We start from the raw sequence: 14,864 nt of genomic DNA on the forward strand, positions 1-14,864 counted from the left end.
CTCATGCCTAACTACGGAATGCCGGGCGTCGCGGCCGATCGGCGCACCGCGCGCACGACCGGCGCGATCATCCTCGGCCTGATCGCGGCGGTCGTGCTCGGCGGCGTCGCTTACGACAACCTGAGCGCCGAAGACGGCCTGCGCATCGCCGTACACACCGAACACCTCGGTGACGGCATCAGCGCGGGCAGCCAGGTCCGCGTCGACGGCGTGACGGTCGGCGAGGTCGCCGAGGTGACCCCCGGCGAGCGCGGCACCCAGCAGATCGCGCTGCTGCTCGACTCGAAGCGACTGGTCGGCATCGACGACAGCCTCGCGCTCGACTATGCCCCGACCAACCTGTTCGGCATCGCCGAGATCGAATTGCGCCGTGGCGCGGGCGGTTCGCCGCTGCGCGAGGGCTCGGTGCTCGATCTGACCGGCGCGAACGGCGACCGGGTCTACGACGCGACGATGAGCGCGATCCTGCGCAGCCTCTCGCAGGTCGGCATGACCGTGACCAGCCCGCAGATGGCGACCGTCATCTCCCAGCTGGCCGCCGACTTCAAGGCCTTCACTCCGCTGGTGCAGGCCCTGATCACCGTCTCCAAGACCATCGCCGACAACCAGGACGTGATGCCCTCGGAGCTGTTCGGCAAGCTCGGCCCAGCCTTCGACGGCGGCGGTCAGTTCGCGGGCGCCACCATGCACGTGATCGACCAGCTCAGCGAGATCCGGATCACCCAGGTCGACAAGGAGCGCTACGACATCGGCGTCGGGGTGATCGGCGGCGCCATCCTGCCCGCCCTCAGCACCACCTTGACCACCGCGGGCGGGCACTTCGCCGAGACCACCGACATGCTCGCCCCGATGCTGCTCGCGCTGGCGCAGATGTCGCCGAACCCGCGCCGGACCGGCGCCGACCTCACCGCCCTGCTGCAGAACCTGCGCGGCGCAATGCCCGACGGCCCGAACGGTCCTGTCCTCAACCTCGACGTCGAGCTCAGCGGTGTCCCCGGCATCGCGGTGCCGCTGCTCGGAAAGGCCGGTGGGCGATGAAGATTCGCGCAACCGCACTGCGCCTGGGCGTCTTCACCCTGGTGATGATCACCGTCCTCGGGTTCGTGTTCACCCTGATCAAACGTCCGGTCGACGGTGACACCAACGCCCACGACGCGCTGTTCACCGACGCCAACGGCCTCAAGGTCGGCAACGACGTGCGGATGTTCGGCGTGCAGGTGGGCAAGATCGAGAAGATCAGCCTCGAGGGCGACAAGGCCAAGGTCGCGATCACGGTCAAGACCGACACCCCGATCTACGACAACTCCAAGCTGGCCATCCGCTACCAGAACCTCACCGGCCAGCGCTACATCGACCTGCAGCAAGCGCCCAACCCGGGCAAGACGATCGCCGCGGGCGCCAGGATCGGCGCGAACATGACCGTCCCGTCCTTCGACGTGACGAGCCTGTTCAGCGGCCTGAAGCCGGTACTCGCCACGCTGTCGCCGGAAGCGATCAACCAGTTCACCGCGAGCATGCTCGCCGTCATCGAGGGCGACGGCACCGGCCTCGGCCCGGCGCTGTCCGCGATCGACCAGCTCGCGACCTATGCCGATGACCGCCAGCAGGTGATCGGCACACTGATCCGCAACCTGTCCGACATGGGCGACCGCCACGGTGGCCGGGTCGGGTACCTGCTGCCGCTGCTGGCCCGCCTCACCGACATCTTCGAGGCGATGCAGCGCAATATCGGCGGCGTCGCGCAGTTCGCGATGACCGCGCCCTCGGTGCTGGCACCGGTGGACCGGTTGCTCGCCTCGCTCGGCCTGGTCGAAGGCGGCGGCGCCGATGTCGACGCGATGATCCGCGGGCTGTTCCCGAATCCACAGGAAGCGGTCGAGGTATTCGGCAAGCTCCCCGGTCTGCTGGCCACCGTCGACGCCTCGCTCGCACGCGGCTTCGCCGACTTCACGCCGCACTGCAGCAATGGCGCGGCCGAGGTGCCCGCGCCGCTGCAGGTGCTGATCGCCGGACAGAAGGTCACCGTATGCAACCGCTGAAGAAGCTCACCGGGATGTTCGCCGGTGATCGCCCGATCCTCGATGACGCGGGCAAACGCGCACGGGAACTGCGGATGGGGATCATCGGCCTGAGCCTGGTCGTGCTGTTCATCATCGCCGCGGGCGTGGTCTACGTGGTGCCGCTGGGCAAGCACACCTACACCGCCGAGCTCAGCGAGGCGCAGTCGGTGCGCGAGGGCGACGACGTACGCCTGGCGGGCATCTCGGTCGGCAGCGTCACCTCCCTGGAGCTGAAGCCCGACAAGGTGCTCATGCGGTTCACCGTGAACAACGAGGTGTTCGTCGGCGACAAGACCTCGCTCGATGTCCGCATGCTCACCGTGGTCGGCGGCCACTACGTCGCGCTCTACCCGGCCGGCTCGGCACCACTGGGCGACAAGGCGATTCCCGCCGACCGAATCCGCTTGCCCTACAGCCTGATCGAGACCTTCCAGGATGCCACCGCGCCGCTGGCCGCCGTCGACGGCGATACCGTGCGCAACAACCTGGCCGCCGCGAATTCCGCGATCGCGACCTCGCCGGAGGCGCTGCGCACCACGCTTGACACCGTCGGCAAGTACGTCGACATGCTCGATCGGCAGCGCACCCAGGTGTCGAAGTCGATCGCGGTCGTCGACGAGTACGTCTCCATGTACGACGGCGCCAAGTCCGATCTGGGCAGGCTGATGGGCAACGTCAACCTGCTCGAAGACCTGCTGCTGAGCAAGAAGGCCGAACTGGCCGAAGCGGTGCGGTTGCTCACCTCGGTGGTGAATCGGCTGGCCGGCCTGGCTCCGAGCTGGGATTCCACCCTGGAACCGCAGGCGCAGGCGCTGGCCGACGCACTGCCGCGGCTCGGCGAGCTCGGCGGTCAGCTGGAGCCGGTGATCGGGACCGTCCATGCCCTGCAGACCAAGTTGTCGCAGCTGGCGACCCCCGAAGCCGGTGTCGTGGTCGACCAGTCCAGCGCCCGCGTGTGCGTGCCGCTGCCCGGGAAGGCGTGCTGATGCTGAAACGACTGCTCGGATCCCAGGCGTTCATGTCGATCGCCGGTGTCGCGGTGCTCGTCGCGCTGGTGACCGGCGGCTACTTCGTCGCTTTCGATCCGCTGAAGAAGACCGAATCCTATTGCGCGCTCATGCCCGACGCGATCGGCCTCTACCCGGGCAATCACGTCACCATGCGCGGCATGGACGTCGGCCAGGTGACCGCGGTGCGCAACGAGGGCGCCAAGGTGCGGGTCGAATTCGAGGTCGACGCCGAATTCCCGGTCTACTCCGATGCTTCCGCGACCACGGTCGCGTACTCGGTCGCGGCGGACCGCAATCTGGCGGTGCTCACCAGCGGCAAGGCCGCGCCCCCGCTGGCAGGTGGCTGCATCACCAAAACGCTGACCCCCAAGAGCATCACCGAAACCCTCACGGCGCTGGCGAGCCTGTCCGATCAGCTCTCCGGCGGTACCGCGGGGGAGCCGAGTGCCCTGTCCGACGGCTTGTCCTCGCTCAACCGTGCGACCGAGGGCACCGGCCCGACGGTCAACGAACTCATCCACAAGCTCGGTTCGGCGATGACCAAGCCCGATGCCGACATCGGCCATCTCGCAAGCCTTTTCGACGCGTTCGCCTCGGTGTCGAACCGGGTCGCCGCCAACTGGGGTGACCTGCAGACGATGCTGGTGCGCTTGGCTCCGCTGCTCAATATGGCCGCCGACGACCTGCTCATTCCGGCCACTTCGCTGTTCGACGGTCTCGGCGAAGTGCTGCCGATGCTCAACGACATCGCCATCATCCTCGGTGACCCGCTGATCGGCGCCCTCGACGACGCGGTCCCGTTGGTGAAGTTGTTGCGCGCCAACGTCGGATCCCTGAGCGAGATCGTCGCGAAGATGCCCGCGCTCGTCTCGGCCTTCCGTAGCGCCACCGATCCCGCGGGCGGCACCGCGATCACCTACGCGCCGCCGAAGGTCGCGCTGCCCGGCGGCGAGGCCGACCAGGTGTGCACCGCGGTGAACGCGCTGATTCCGGGGGAGTGCCCGGATCCGGCGCAGGGACTGGCCGATGTGAATCTCGTGCAGGTCGTGCTGGGAATGGCAGGTGCTCGATGAACGCCCGAAAGATGTTGCGGCACAGTGTTATAGCCCTCGTTGTCGCGGCCGGACTCGCGGTCGGCGGCTGTGGTTTCGACCCCGCGGAGGTGCCGGTACCCGGCTCGACCGTCAACGGGTCGACCTACCGCGTGCAGATCGAGTTCAGCAGCGCGCTGAACCTGCCCGCGAAGTCGAAGGTGATCGCCAACGGCGCCGAGATCGGCATCGTCGACGGCGTGCGGGTGGTCCAGCCCGCCGACGCGCCAGCGGGCCGCGGCGGGTACGTCATCGTCGAGGCCGACATCCTCGACACGGTGGCGTTGCCGACCGAGTCCATCGCCGAACTGCGCCAGGACACCATCCTCGGCGATATCCACCTCTCGCTCACCACCCCGAAGGACGGCTTCGGCGAGCTGTTGCGCGACGGCGGCACGATCCCGATCGAACGCACGAAACCGCCTGTGCAACTCGAGGACACGATGGCCACCATGGCCCTGTTCGTCCAGGGCGGGGCGATCGGTCAGCTGCAGGAGATGCTGGGCCGGATCAACTCGGTGATGCCACAGGATCCGAAGGAGACCGCGCGCATCTCGGCGGTGATGGGCGCCGACGCCGCCGATCTGGCCGCGAATCTGGACCAGGTCGACCTGCTGGTCAACGGGCTGGCCCGCAATGCGGCGATCTTGCACGACGACACCGAACAAGCACTGACCGACATCCTCACCCCCGGGGCCGTTGCCGCGCTGACGGGCACGCAGGACTCGATCGCCAAGACCATGAAGATCTTCGACGCACTCGGCCCGGTCGGTTCCTCGCTCACCTGGCTTGCCCCGATCGCGAGCTCCGGTGACGCCGCCGCGACCGCGTTCCTGCCGCTGGCCACCGGTGGCTCGGCAGACCTGCGCTCCTCGACCAACATGGCGCTACTCACCGCCCTGCTGCGCGAGAAGATCATTCCCTTCGCCGAGCGCGGACCGAAGGTGAACGTCACCGGTATCGAGGTGTCCGAAGAAGACCAGCTGGCGCAGATCGTCACCGCGCTGCGGATGATCGGAATGGTGCGATGAAGATCGGTGCACTGGCCTCCCTCGGCGGCATCGCCGCCATCACCGTGCTCGGCGCGAGCTACCTGACCTTCGGGGTGGTGCGCGTCGACCCGTTCGCCGACTACACCGCTGCGACGATCGAGATCGCGAATTCCGGTGGCCTCAGCATCGGTTCGCCGATCCTGCTCACCGGTATCGAGATCGGCGAGGTCACCGGTGTCGATACCTCGGCGAGCGGTCGCGTACAGGTCGGATTCCGGTTCGGCGCCGACCACAAGGTGCCGATGAGCAGCGTCGTCACCGTCGAGCACCTGTCCTCCCTTGGCGAGCCGTATGTGCAGTTCGTGCCGCGCGACGCCAACGGCCCCTATCTCACCGACGGGCAGCGACTGTCCGGGGAGAACGTGCGTACCCCGATGTCGATCCCCGAGGTCGCGCGACTGGTGACCAAGACCGTCGAGCAGCTCGATCCCGCGGTCGTCGGCTCCCTGGTCGACACGCTCGGCACGGCGATGGTCGGCACCGAGAACGTGGTCCCCGAGCTGGCGAGGGCGGGCGACCTGCTCGCCGCGGCGCTCATGAGCCGCGCCCCTGCCATCGGCGAACTACAGAACAACTTCGAATACGTGTCCGGCGACATCGGCTGGGCAGGGCCCGCCACCTCCGCGGCAGCGCCTGCGTTCATCCGCTTGAGTCAGGTGCTCGACCAGTTCGTCGAGGCGGTGGGTCGGGCAAGCGGCGGCGATCCGCAGGTATACCTGCGCGACGGCGGTCTGGTGCCGCTGCTCGAGCAGCTCACCGCCAAGCTGAACGAGCTCGGCCCCGAGCTCTCGGCCTTGCTGCCCGGGCTGCGCCCACTCACCGAATCGGTCACCGCGACCGCGCCGCAGCTCGACCTGAGCGCGCTGATCGCGCAGGCTCTGCACAACACCGACGCCGACGCGGTGAAGGTGCGGGTCGCGATCAAGTAAATATCTGGCAACCATCGTATATAGGTATCTGCCCTGGCCATTGGTTGTTCGGCCGAGCCGGGTGGCCCACGAGCAACCGTGCGGTAGCCTGCTGGACGGGGGACCTGGTCCGCGGAGGCGGTGCGATGGCAGAGAGCAGCGAGGGTCCCGAAACACGGACCGGCAGCAGTACTCGGATGATCGCGATCGCGGCGGTACTCGCCGCGATACTCGCGCTGGTGGTGGCGCTCGGTTTGGTACTGCGCGCCGACCAGGGTGACGACAACCCGTCGGTGAACCCGATGGGATCCGACGTCAACGGACCCCCGATCGCGGGAGCCGATCAGCAAGCCGCCGACGACGCCAAGGAATTCGCGCCACCGTGGCCCGCCCGCCGGATCGGCGGAAACTGCTCGGCCGGTGGCATCACCGCGCACTGGCGCGTCCACGACGACGGCAAGTGGCAATGCACGGTGACCACCCCCGATGTCCAGCCACCGGTACAGGCTCCCGCACCACCACCTCCGCCCCCACCTCCGCCGCCCGGACCCGAACCGGCCCCCGAGCCCGTGCCCGTCGAGGCACCTCCGCCGCCTGCCTTCGAGCCCCCGCCGCCGCCTCCGGTCTACGAGCCGCCCGCCTACGAGCCGCCGCCGCCCCCGCCTGTCGAACCGCCACCGGTCTTCGAACCCGAACCGGCCCCGGCGCCACCCCCACCGCCGCCACCACCCCCGGTTCTGCAACTCCCGTTCCCGCTCCCGCCGATTCTGCTCCCACCGGCGGCAGCCGTCCTTCCCTGATCCACCGCGCCTCGCTGTCGTGGGTGACTCCGCCTCGGCCGGTCTGGCGGCCGAGGCACCGTCGACGCGGGTGCGTCTAGTCCGCCGTTCGCGCCCCTGACCGGCGGCGGGTCGATCCCCGCCCACCGCCGACGTCGGTGAGACTGGTCAGCTATGGACCAGTTGGTGCTGACTCTGGTGATCCTGCTCGCGGCCGTGCTCGCCGAACCGCTCGGTGCGCGCATCGGTCTCGCGCCCTCGATCCTGATGACCCTGTTCGGCTGCCTGCTCGCCCTGATCCCGGCCGTGCCGAGCCTGCACATCCCGCCCGAGCTGATCCTGCCCCTGGTCCTGCCGCCGCTGCTCTACGCCGCCGCCCGCCGCACCTCGTGGCGGCAGTTCGCCGAGAACTGGCAGATCATCGCGTTGCGCGCGGTCGGCCTCGTCATCGCCACCGCGATCGCCGTCGCCGCGGTCTTCCACGCCTGGAGTCCGGGCACCGCCGTCGCCGCCGCCGTAGTACTCGGTGCCCTTGTCGCGCCGCCCGACCCGGTGGCGGCCACCTCGATGGCGGGCCGCCTCGGTTTGCCACGCCGACTGATCGTCACCCTGGGCGGCGAAGGTCTGTTCAACGACGTCACCGCGATCGTCATCTACACCGTCGGTATCCAGGTGGTCATGACCGGCCTGTTCAGTCCATGGCACGCGCTCGCCGACTTCGCGATCGCCGCGGTGGTCGGACTCGTCGTCGGGCTGGTGCTCGGCTGGCTCGGCAGCACACTCACCAAGCACCTCGACACCGCCACCGGCCAAGTCGCCCTGAGCCTGCTGCTGCCCTTCGCCGCGTACGGCATCGCCGAGCACTGGGAGGGTTCGGCGGTGCTCGCCGTGCTGGTCTGCGCGCTGTATCTCACTGATGCCGTGACCGAAATCGGCGACCGTGACTATCGCCTGGTCGCCGATTCGTTCTGGGACATCACCGAAATGCTCATCACCGGTTTCGCTTTCGCCCTGATCGGCCTGGAACTGCGGGTGGTCATCGAAACCACCGGACACAATTGGCCGGGGCTGGCCGGGGTCACCGTCGCGGTGATCGCGGTCGTCGTCGGATTACGCCTGGCCTGGCTGATGGCCACCTGGGCGATCAGCAGCAAACTGCCCTACACCGACGAACCGTTCACCTGGCGCGAGGTGATCGTCACCTGGTGGGCCGGAATGCGCGGCGTCGCGACGGTGGCGCTGGCGCTGGCCGTGCCGTTCACCCTCGACACCGGCGCCGACTTCCCGGCCCGCTCGGAAATCCTGTTCATCGCGTTCGCGGTCGTGCTGTTCACCCTGCTCGTCCAGGGTCCGACGCTCCCGCTGGTGGTGCGACTCACCGGGGTGCACGCCGACACCAGGCAGGAACGCGCCGTCGAACAGGCACTCTGGACCAGGGTCGTGAACGCCGAACTCACCGAACTGAAGGCGATCGCCGCCCGCGACAATCTCCCCGAGGACGTCTACGAGGACCTCAAGGCGCTCTTGCGCCGACTGTCCGCGAAAGCCGATCCCGAAGCGGCCGACGCCGACGCCAAGGCGGCTCTGGACAAGGAACGAAAACTCGCTTCCCAGATGCGCGCGGTCCGCGCCGCCGTCACCGAAGCGGGCCGCCGCGAGGCCCAAGCCGCCCGCCGCGAACCCGGCATGCCCCCGGATGTAGTCGATCGGGTCACCCGGCGCCTCGACCTCGGCCCGACGCACTGATCAGGCCGATGGATCGATGCGTGGCGGTTCAGCCGGTCATGGAATCGGTGAGCGCGCCGATCCCGTAGGTGATCGCCATCGCCAGCGCCCCACCGACGACCACGCGCAGCACCGCGCGTCCGCGTTTGCTGCCGCCGAGGCGCGCGCTCACCGAGCCGGTGATCGCGAGGGCGATCAGCACCGCGGCGAAGGTCACCGGCACCCGCCATTCGGTGGGCGGCAACACGATCGCCAGCAAGGGCAGCAGCGCACCGCAGGTGAACGAGACGGCCGAGGAGATCGCGGCCGCCCACGGGTTGGTGAGCGAGCGCGGGTCGATACCGAGTTCGGCCTCGGCGTGCGCGGTGAACGCGTCGTGGGCGGTGAGCTCGGCGGCCACCGTGCGCGCGGTGGCCGGGCTGAGCCCCTTCTTCTCGTAGATCCCCGCCAGTTCGGCCAGTTCGTAATCGGGTTCGTCGGCCAGTTCGCGGCGTTCCTCGGCCAGCAGCGCCTTCTCCGAATCCCGCTGGGTGCTCACCGACACGTATTCGCCCGCGGCCATCGAGATCGCACCCGCGACGAGTCCCGCGATACCCGCGGTGAGGATCGTCTGGGCATCGTTCGTGGTCGCGGCGACACCGACGACCAGCCCGGCGGTGGACACGATGCCGTCGTTCGCGCCGAGCACCCCGGCGCGCAGCCAGTTCAACCGCGTCGCGAGGCCCTCGGCATGGGGTTCGTGGGGATGGCTTGTCGATGACGAGTCCGGCACCGGCCAAGCCTAATCGGGCGCTGCGCGATCAGTGGTTCACCGACGGCGCGTCCGGTACCGGAGTGGCCGGTAGCCCGGCGCGCAGCGTGTCGGACAGGCGCACCGCGAGCGCGATCACGGTCAGCGTCGGATTGACGTGCCCGTTCGTCGGAAACACCGAACTACCCGCGATGTAGAGGTTGTCCACCCCGTGCACGCGGCAGTGCTGGTCCACGACCCCGCGCCGCGGATCGGCCGACATCCGGGTGGTGCCACTGGGATGCGCCCAGTCGGTGAGCGGCAGGGGATCGGTGCTGCCGGGCAGCGCCGAGGGAACGACCTGCGGCGCCGGTAACCCGAGCCGGGCGAACTCGCCGACGAGCAACGCCGTAGCCCGCCGCACCGTCCGGTCCTCCTGCTCGCCGATCCGCCAATCCACCTGCGGCAGTGGCATTCCCACCGGATCGGTCCGCGTCGAGAGCCGCACCCGGCTGTCGGCGTCCGGAGTCTGCTCCACCATCGCCCGCACCTCGACACCGGCCAGCCGATGCGGTATCCCGACGCCGTCGACCAACCTGCGTCGCGCACCGTCGAGCAGAAGTCCGGTGTCGGACATCATGATTCGCACGTCCTGCCACCGCGCCCGCCCGCGCAACACCCGCTTCACCGACTCCCACGGATCGTCGGCGGCGGTGACCTCCTGCAACCACAGCGCACAGTTCACCAGCGACTCGCGCCGTTGCAGCGCGGGCGACAAGGCCATCCCGTGCAGAAAAGTGTGCCTACCCCGCGCGCTCTTGACCACGTACCTGCCGAACCGGTCCAGCGCAGCCCCGGCCTCGGCGGGACGCAGCGTCGCGACCACCCCGCAGCGATGATCCATCAGATACCGCCCGACCTGGTCGTACCGATTCCCGATCCCACCGGCGACGGTGCGCCGCGAGGCAAGCAGCAGCCGTGGCGTGGCGATCCCACCCGCGGCCAGCACGAACACCCGCGCCTCGACGGTGCGCACGCGCCCACCCGCACCGGTCACCTCGACCGAATTCACATGCGCGCCGGTGGCATCGGTGTCGATATGGGTGACCGTCGCGTTCACCAGCACCCGCGCGGTCGGCGCGACGATGTCACGCACGTGTGGACCCCACCGTTTGCAGTCGAACCGGTTGGCCGGGTCGCGGCTGACCTGCCAGAAGTAGGGGCGCAGCGAGGCGGTGTCGAGCGCGTCAGCGGGTGCTCGGCGCCCGGACAGCGGCCAGAACTCGTCCTCGGTGAAGCCGGTGCCGTGCCCGAGCCCAGCATGCGCGGCGGCACGGTCGGCGTAGGGCCGCAGTGCGCCCGCGTCGATCGGCCAGCCCGACCGCGTGACCCATGGCCGATTGGCGAAGTCGAGGTCGTCGAGCACACCGCAGCGTCCGGCCCAGGTGTGTGAGCTCCCGCCGAGCACCCGGTTTCCCGCGATCCGGTGTTGCTCCGCGCGGGGTGCGCCGATGCTCTCGATCGCGGCGAATGCCGTTTCATCCGCGGTGATCTCGTGACCACCACTCTCCAGCACCAGTACTCGCAGTCCGGCGGCGGCGAGTTCGGTGGCCACCGTCAGGCCGGCGGGGCCCGACCCGATGACGCAGATCTGGGTGCGCAGCGCGTCGTCTCCGACAGTGCGCAGATCCTCCACAAGCATCGGCGGTCCTCTCACCAGCGCTGCCCCCGCAGCGCTATCTCACTGTAAGAGCCGGGCTACCCGGTGTCAGTCGGTCTCGCAATGCTGATTGACGAAAGCTCTGATGTATCCGGCGGATTGGCGCACATACATCCACGACCAGAACTCCAGCCCGGAGTCCGACGGGCTGGCGACCATGGTGATCTCGCCGTCGTAGCACTTCTCGACGATGTATCTGGCGCGCGACACATGCGGGGTGAACGTGACCACGATGATGTGGCGCCACCCGTAGATCTTTGCGCGCCGCACGATTTCGCGTGCCTCACCGTCGGTGGTCCACGGGTCGGGCACGAAACACGAGACCCGGAAGGCGAATCGGCCGCCGCAGTACTTGTCCATCACCGGATCGTCGGCTCCGGTGGACTGCGCGATCAGCACCTCGGGGGCAAGGCCGCGCTCGGCGAGTTCGATGCCGAGGTCGAACCGTTCGTAGGCGGTGCCGCCGAGCACCACGATCACGTCAGCGGGCCGTAACGGGTCGATCTGGGGGTGCACGAAGACCGGCCATCCAGCGAACGCGGCAGCAAGCACGGTGACCAGTGCGCCGACGAGCAACCATCCCGCACGCCGAAAGATCGACACGGCACCGACGATACCGAAATCTCGACGGGGGCCGCCGTCGTGCGATCGACCGGGACACACTCTTCTGCCGCGGTCCTACGCCAGGCACACTGGAGCCCATGACCGACTCCGCCGTTGCCCCCGAACACCTCGACGTCGTCATCGTCGGCGCCGGGTTGTCCGGCATCGGGGCCGCTTACCGGCTACAGACCGAGCACCCGCACCGCAGCTACGCCATCCTCGAGGCGCGCGCCGACCTCGGCGGCACCTGGGACCTTTTCCGCTACCCGGGCATCCGCTCGGATTCGGACATGTTCACCCTCGGCTACCCGTTCAAGCCGTGGCGGGCGGCTCGTTCCATCGCCGATGGCGCCGCGATCCTGGATTACATCCGCGAGACCGCGCAGGAGAACGGCATCGACCGCCGCGTCCGCTTCGGTTCCCGGGTGATCGGCGCGGATTGGTCATCGGCGCAGGCCCGCTGGCAGCTCACCATCGCCCACGAGGGCCCCGACGGCCCCGAACTGAGCACCCTGACCTGCGGTTTCCTCTACACCTGCGCGGGCTACTACGACTACCAGCAGCCGCACGCCCCCGAGTTCGCCGGCCAGGAAGACTTCGCGGGCACCGTGGTGCACCCGCAGTTCTGGCCCGCCGACCTCGACACCCGCGACAAGCGGATCGTCGTGATCGGCAGCGGCGCCACGGCCGTCACCCTGGTGCCCAACCTCGCCGCCGACGCCGCGCACGTCACCATGCTGCAGCGCAGCCCCACCTGGATCAGCCCCGTTCCCGGCCGCGACAAGCAGGCCGACAAGATCCGCAAACTGCTCCCTGCCGGTCTCGCTCACCGGCTGATCCGGACCAAGAACATCCTGTTCAACATCGGTTTCTACCAGTTCTGCCGCCGTCGCCCCGCCGCCGCGCGCAAACTGCTCACCGACCTCACCACGCGCATCCTCAAAGACGACAAGCTTGTCGCCGAGCACTTCACGCCCGACTACGACCCGTGGGACCAGCGCCTGTGCGCAGCCCCCGACGCCGACTTCTTCAAGGCGATGAAAAAGGGCAAAGCCTCGGTGGTCACCGACCGCATCGACGCTTTCGTCCCGGCGGGAATCCGCCTGGTATCGGGGCAGACGCTGCCCGCCGACATCGTGGTCACCGCCACGGGCCTTCGCCTGCTGGCCTTCGGCGGCATCGCACCCTCGGTCGACGGCACCCCCGTGCCCTTGGCCGACCAGTTCGTCTGGCAGGGCGCCATGCTCACCGGCCTGCCCAACTTCGCCATCTGCGTCGGCTACACCAACGCGTCATGGACGCTGCGCGCCGACCTCACCTCCCGGCTGGTCTGCAAAGTCCTCACCCACCTCGACCGCACCGGCAGCGCGGCGGTCGTCCCCGAACCCAAGGGCGCGCTCGCCGAACGCCCACTGCTCGACCTGAACGCGGGCTATGTCCTGCGCTCCATCGCCGCGTTCCCCCGCCAGGGTGACCGTCATCCATGGCAGGTCAGGCAGAACTACCTGCTCGACGCGCTGATCACCCTGCGTACCGACCTCGGCAAAACACTGCGGCCGGTGTCGCGCCGGGTAGGAGAGTTCACCCGCAACGGGTGAGGCGCGCGGCTCGCCGGGTTCCTACCGTTGTCGTGTGCCGTGGTGGCACGTGGCGTTGACCTCACGGGAAGGCCCAGCGATGACAGACACGAATCAGCACCACCTGCGCGACGGAATCGCGGCAGGAACCTCCATCGGCGCTGGCATCCTGCTGGCGGTAGGCGGTGTCCTGCAGATTCTCCAGGGAATCTCCGCGGTCGCCAAAGACGATCTCATCGTCGTCGGACCGGAGTACTCCTACCAGTTCGACCTCACCAGCTGGGGCTGGTGGCACATCATTCTCGGCGCGCTCGCGGTGATCATCGCGATCGGCCTGCTGGCCGGCCAGACCTGGGGCCGGATATCGGCAATGGTGATCGCCGCTCTGTCGATCATCGCCAATTTCCTGTGGCTGCCCTACTACCCGTGGTGGTCGATCCTGATCATCGCCGTCGACATCGTAGTGATCTGGGCAGTGGCCACCTGGCGGCCGAACGTCTGAGCTGTCCTGATCCATCCGGCAACGCCGCCCCGGTCATCGGGGCGGCGTTGTTCGTCTTTCGGTAGCCGGTTCAGGAGTCGAGCATGTGGACGAGATGCAGCGAGAGCCGCTCGCCCAACACCGCGAGCTCGGCCTTCTGCGGATCGTCGAGTCCGTCGAGTACCAGCGTGCGTACCGCGACGAGATAGTCCGGCATCGCCGCAAGCACCTTGGCCTGCCCGCTCTCGGTGAGTACCGCGTCGATCCCGCGCCCCGTTTCCGCCGCCTCGCGTCGCGCCCACCCCACCCGTTCCAGCTTCGAAACCACGTGGGAGAGCCGGGAAATGGACCCGTGCCCACGCACCGCGAGCATGCTCAACCGCATCCGGTGCTCCGGGGCATCGTGGAGCAAGTCCATGACCCGGTACTCGAAATGGGTCATCCCGAACTCGCGCTGTAGTCGTGCGTCGAGTGCGCTCGGTAGGTGCATAGAGAGGGTGACCACCGCGCTCCAAGCGCGACGCTCGACCGAGTCGAGATACTCCGTCACCTCGGCCTACCTTCCACCCGTTCGATAGCCGAAGAATTGCTGAATGTCGGCAAACTGTATATCGGGGGGTGGGTCCTGTCTACGGTTGTCGCATCATGTCGCCAGGTAGAGCCCGCGTTGTGGATCGACGCGGATCTGGTTTCGGCGATCGGTTGCCAATGAGTCGCCGTCATCGCTCGTGAAGTGTGACGACGAGCGCGGGACTCGAACCCGCAGTAGTGTGGTGATCGTGACCTGGGGAAACGCTGGATTTACCAGGCGATTTGACTTCGTGTTGGTCGACACGTAACTTTATTCGAGTCAGAGCGACACGGACACCGACTCAGCCGCCCAGCGGCCGGGACACGAGGTAGGACGTTGAGCGCCTGACTGATCATGTGTTCAGGGCAACATGCTCCGGGATTTGCTTCCGAGGTTGGTCTTGAGCTAAAGTACGAACCCTTGCCTCACCGAAACCCCTACCAGATGTTGTGGGTAGAAGTGTGTGCGTGTGTTCTTTGAGAACTCAATAGTGTGTCGATGAATGTCAGTGCCAATAATTATTATTGGTTCCAACCTTCGCGTACCCCCCGGTCGTG

The 14,864-nt window shown here is 68.1% G+C and carries 14 protein-coding genes; 10 read left to right on the forward strand and 4 right to left on the reverse strand.

What is annotated here, in order from left to right:
* Positions 1-3: 3 nt before the first annotated feature.
* From ACFWPK_RS30595 to ACFWPK_RS30630, 8 genes are all read left to right on the forward strand, one after another.
* Complete coding sequence (locus ACFWPK_RS30595; protein ID WP_378921687.1) at positions 4-1,038, forward strand: MlaD family protein; 1,035 nt, start codon at positions 4-6, stop codon at positions 1,036-1,038.
* Entirely contained in the window at positions 1,035-2,039 is a 1,005-nt protein-coding gene (locus ACFWPK_RS30600) for an MlaD family protein (protein WP_378921689.1), read from the forward strand. The genes ACFWPK_RS30595 and ACFWPK_RS30600 overlap by 4 nt, the downstream gene beginning before the upstream one ends.
* Positions 2,027-3,046, forward strand: a complete 1,020-nt coding sequence (locus ACFWPK_RS30605) for an MlaD family protein (protein WP_378921690.1) — start codon at positions 2,027-2,029, stop codon at positions 3,044-3,046. The genes ACFWPK_RS30600 and ACFWPK_RS30605 overlap by 13 nt, the downstream gene beginning before the upstream one ends.
* Positions 3,046-4,143, forward strand: a complete 1,098-nt coding sequence (locus tag ACFWPK_RS30610; RefSeq protein WP_378921692.1) for an MlaD family protein — start codon at positions 3,046-3,048, stop codon at positions 4,141-4,143. The genes ACFWPK_RS30605 and ACFWPK_RS30610 overlap by 1 nt, the downstream gene beginning before the upstream one ends.
* Complete coding sequence (locus tag ACFWPK_RS30615) at positions 4,140-5,192, forward strand: MlaD family protein (RefSeq protein WP_378921694.1); 1,053 nt, start codon at positions 4,140-4,142, stop codon at positions 5,190-5,192. The genes ACFWPK_RS30610 and ACFWPK_RS30615 overlap by 4 nt, the downstream gene beginning before the upstream one ends.
* Complete coding sequence (locus ACFWPK_RS30620) at positions 5,189-6,142, forward strand: MlaD family protein (protein ID WP_378921696.1); 954 nt, start codon at positions 5,189-5,191, stop codon at positions 6,140-6,142. Before ACFWPK_RS30615 ends, ACFWPK_RS30620 begins: the two co-directional genes overlap by 4 nt.
* 125 nt (positions 6,143-6,267) lie before the next feature.
* Positions 6,268-6,921: a hypothetical protein gene (locus ACFWPK_RS30625; RefSeq protein ID WP_378921698.1), complete on the forward strand. Its 654-nt coding sequence runs from the start codon at positions 6,268-6,270 to the stop codon at positions 6,919-6,921.
* A 153-nt stretch (positions 6,922-7,074) separates the two neighbouring features.
* A complete protein-coding gene (locus ACFWPK_RS30630; protein WP_378921700.1) occupies positions 7,075-8,646 on the forward strand; it encodes a Na+/H+ antiporter in 1,572 nt (523 codons plus the stop codon).
* A 28-nt stretch (positions 8,647-8,674) separates the two neighbouring features.
* Here the strand turns inward: ACFWPK_RS30630 and ACFWPK_RS30635 are convergent, their stop codons facing one another.
* The 3 genes from ACFWPK_RS30635 to ACFWPK_RS30645 form a co-directional block, all read right to left on the reverse strand.
* Entirely contained in the window at positions 8,675-9,397 is a 723-nt protein-coding gene (locus ACFWPK_RS30635; RefSeq protein ID WP_378921702.1) for a VIT family protein, read from the reverse strand.
* A 28-nt stretch (positions 9,398-9,425) separates the two neighbouring features.
* Positions 9,426-11,057, reverse strand: coding sequence for a GMC oxidoreductase (locus ACFWPK_RS30640; protein WP_378921703.1), 1,632 nt, complete (start codon positions 11,055-11,057; stop codon positions 9,426-9,428).
* Between the two features lie 66 nt (positions 11,058-11,123).
* Positions 11,124-11,678 (reverse strand): YdcF family protein, encoded by a 555-nt coding sequence (locus ACFWPK_RS30645; RefSeq protein ID WP_378921704.1) that lies wholly within the window; start codon positions 11,676-11,678, stop codon positions 11,124-11,126.
* Between the two features lie 98 nt (positions 11,679-11,776).
* Here ACFWPK_RS30645 and ACFWPK_RS30650 point away from each other — a divergent pair, with 98 nt between their 5' ends.
* Together ACFWPK_RS30650 and ACFWPK_RS30655 are read left to right on the forward strand one after the other, a co-directional pair.
* Positions 11,777-13,276 (forward strand): flavin-containing monooxygenase, encoded by a 1,500-nt coding sequence (locus ACFWPK_RS30650; RefSeq protein ID WP_378921705.1) that lies wholly within the window; start codon positions 11,777-11,779, stop codon positions 13,274-13,276.
* Between the two features lie 79 nt (positions 13,277-13,355).
* Positions 13,356-13,757 (forward strand): hypothetical protein, encoded by a 402-nt coding sequence (locus tag ACFWPK_RS30655; protein ID WP_378921707.1) that lies wholly within the window; start codon positions 13,356-13,358, stop codon positions 13,755-13,757.
* 70 nt (positions 13,758-13,827) lie between these two features.
* On the opposite strand, the gene ACFWPK_RS30660 is transcribed toward ACFWPK_RS30655, so the two are convergent.
* Complete coding sequence (locus ACFWPK_RS30660; RefSeq protein WP_378921709.1) at positions 13,828-14,286, reverse strand: MarR family winged helix-turn-helix transcriptional regulator; 459 nt, start codon at positions 14,284-14,286, stop codon at positions 13,828-13,830.
* Positions 14,287-14,864: the final 578 nt, after the last annotated feature.

This window comes from Nocardia sp. NPDC058519 (assembly GCF_042719755.1).
Taxonomy (GTDB): domain Bacteria; phylum Actinomycetota; class Actinomycetes; order Mycobacteriales; family Mycobacteriaceae; genus Nocardia.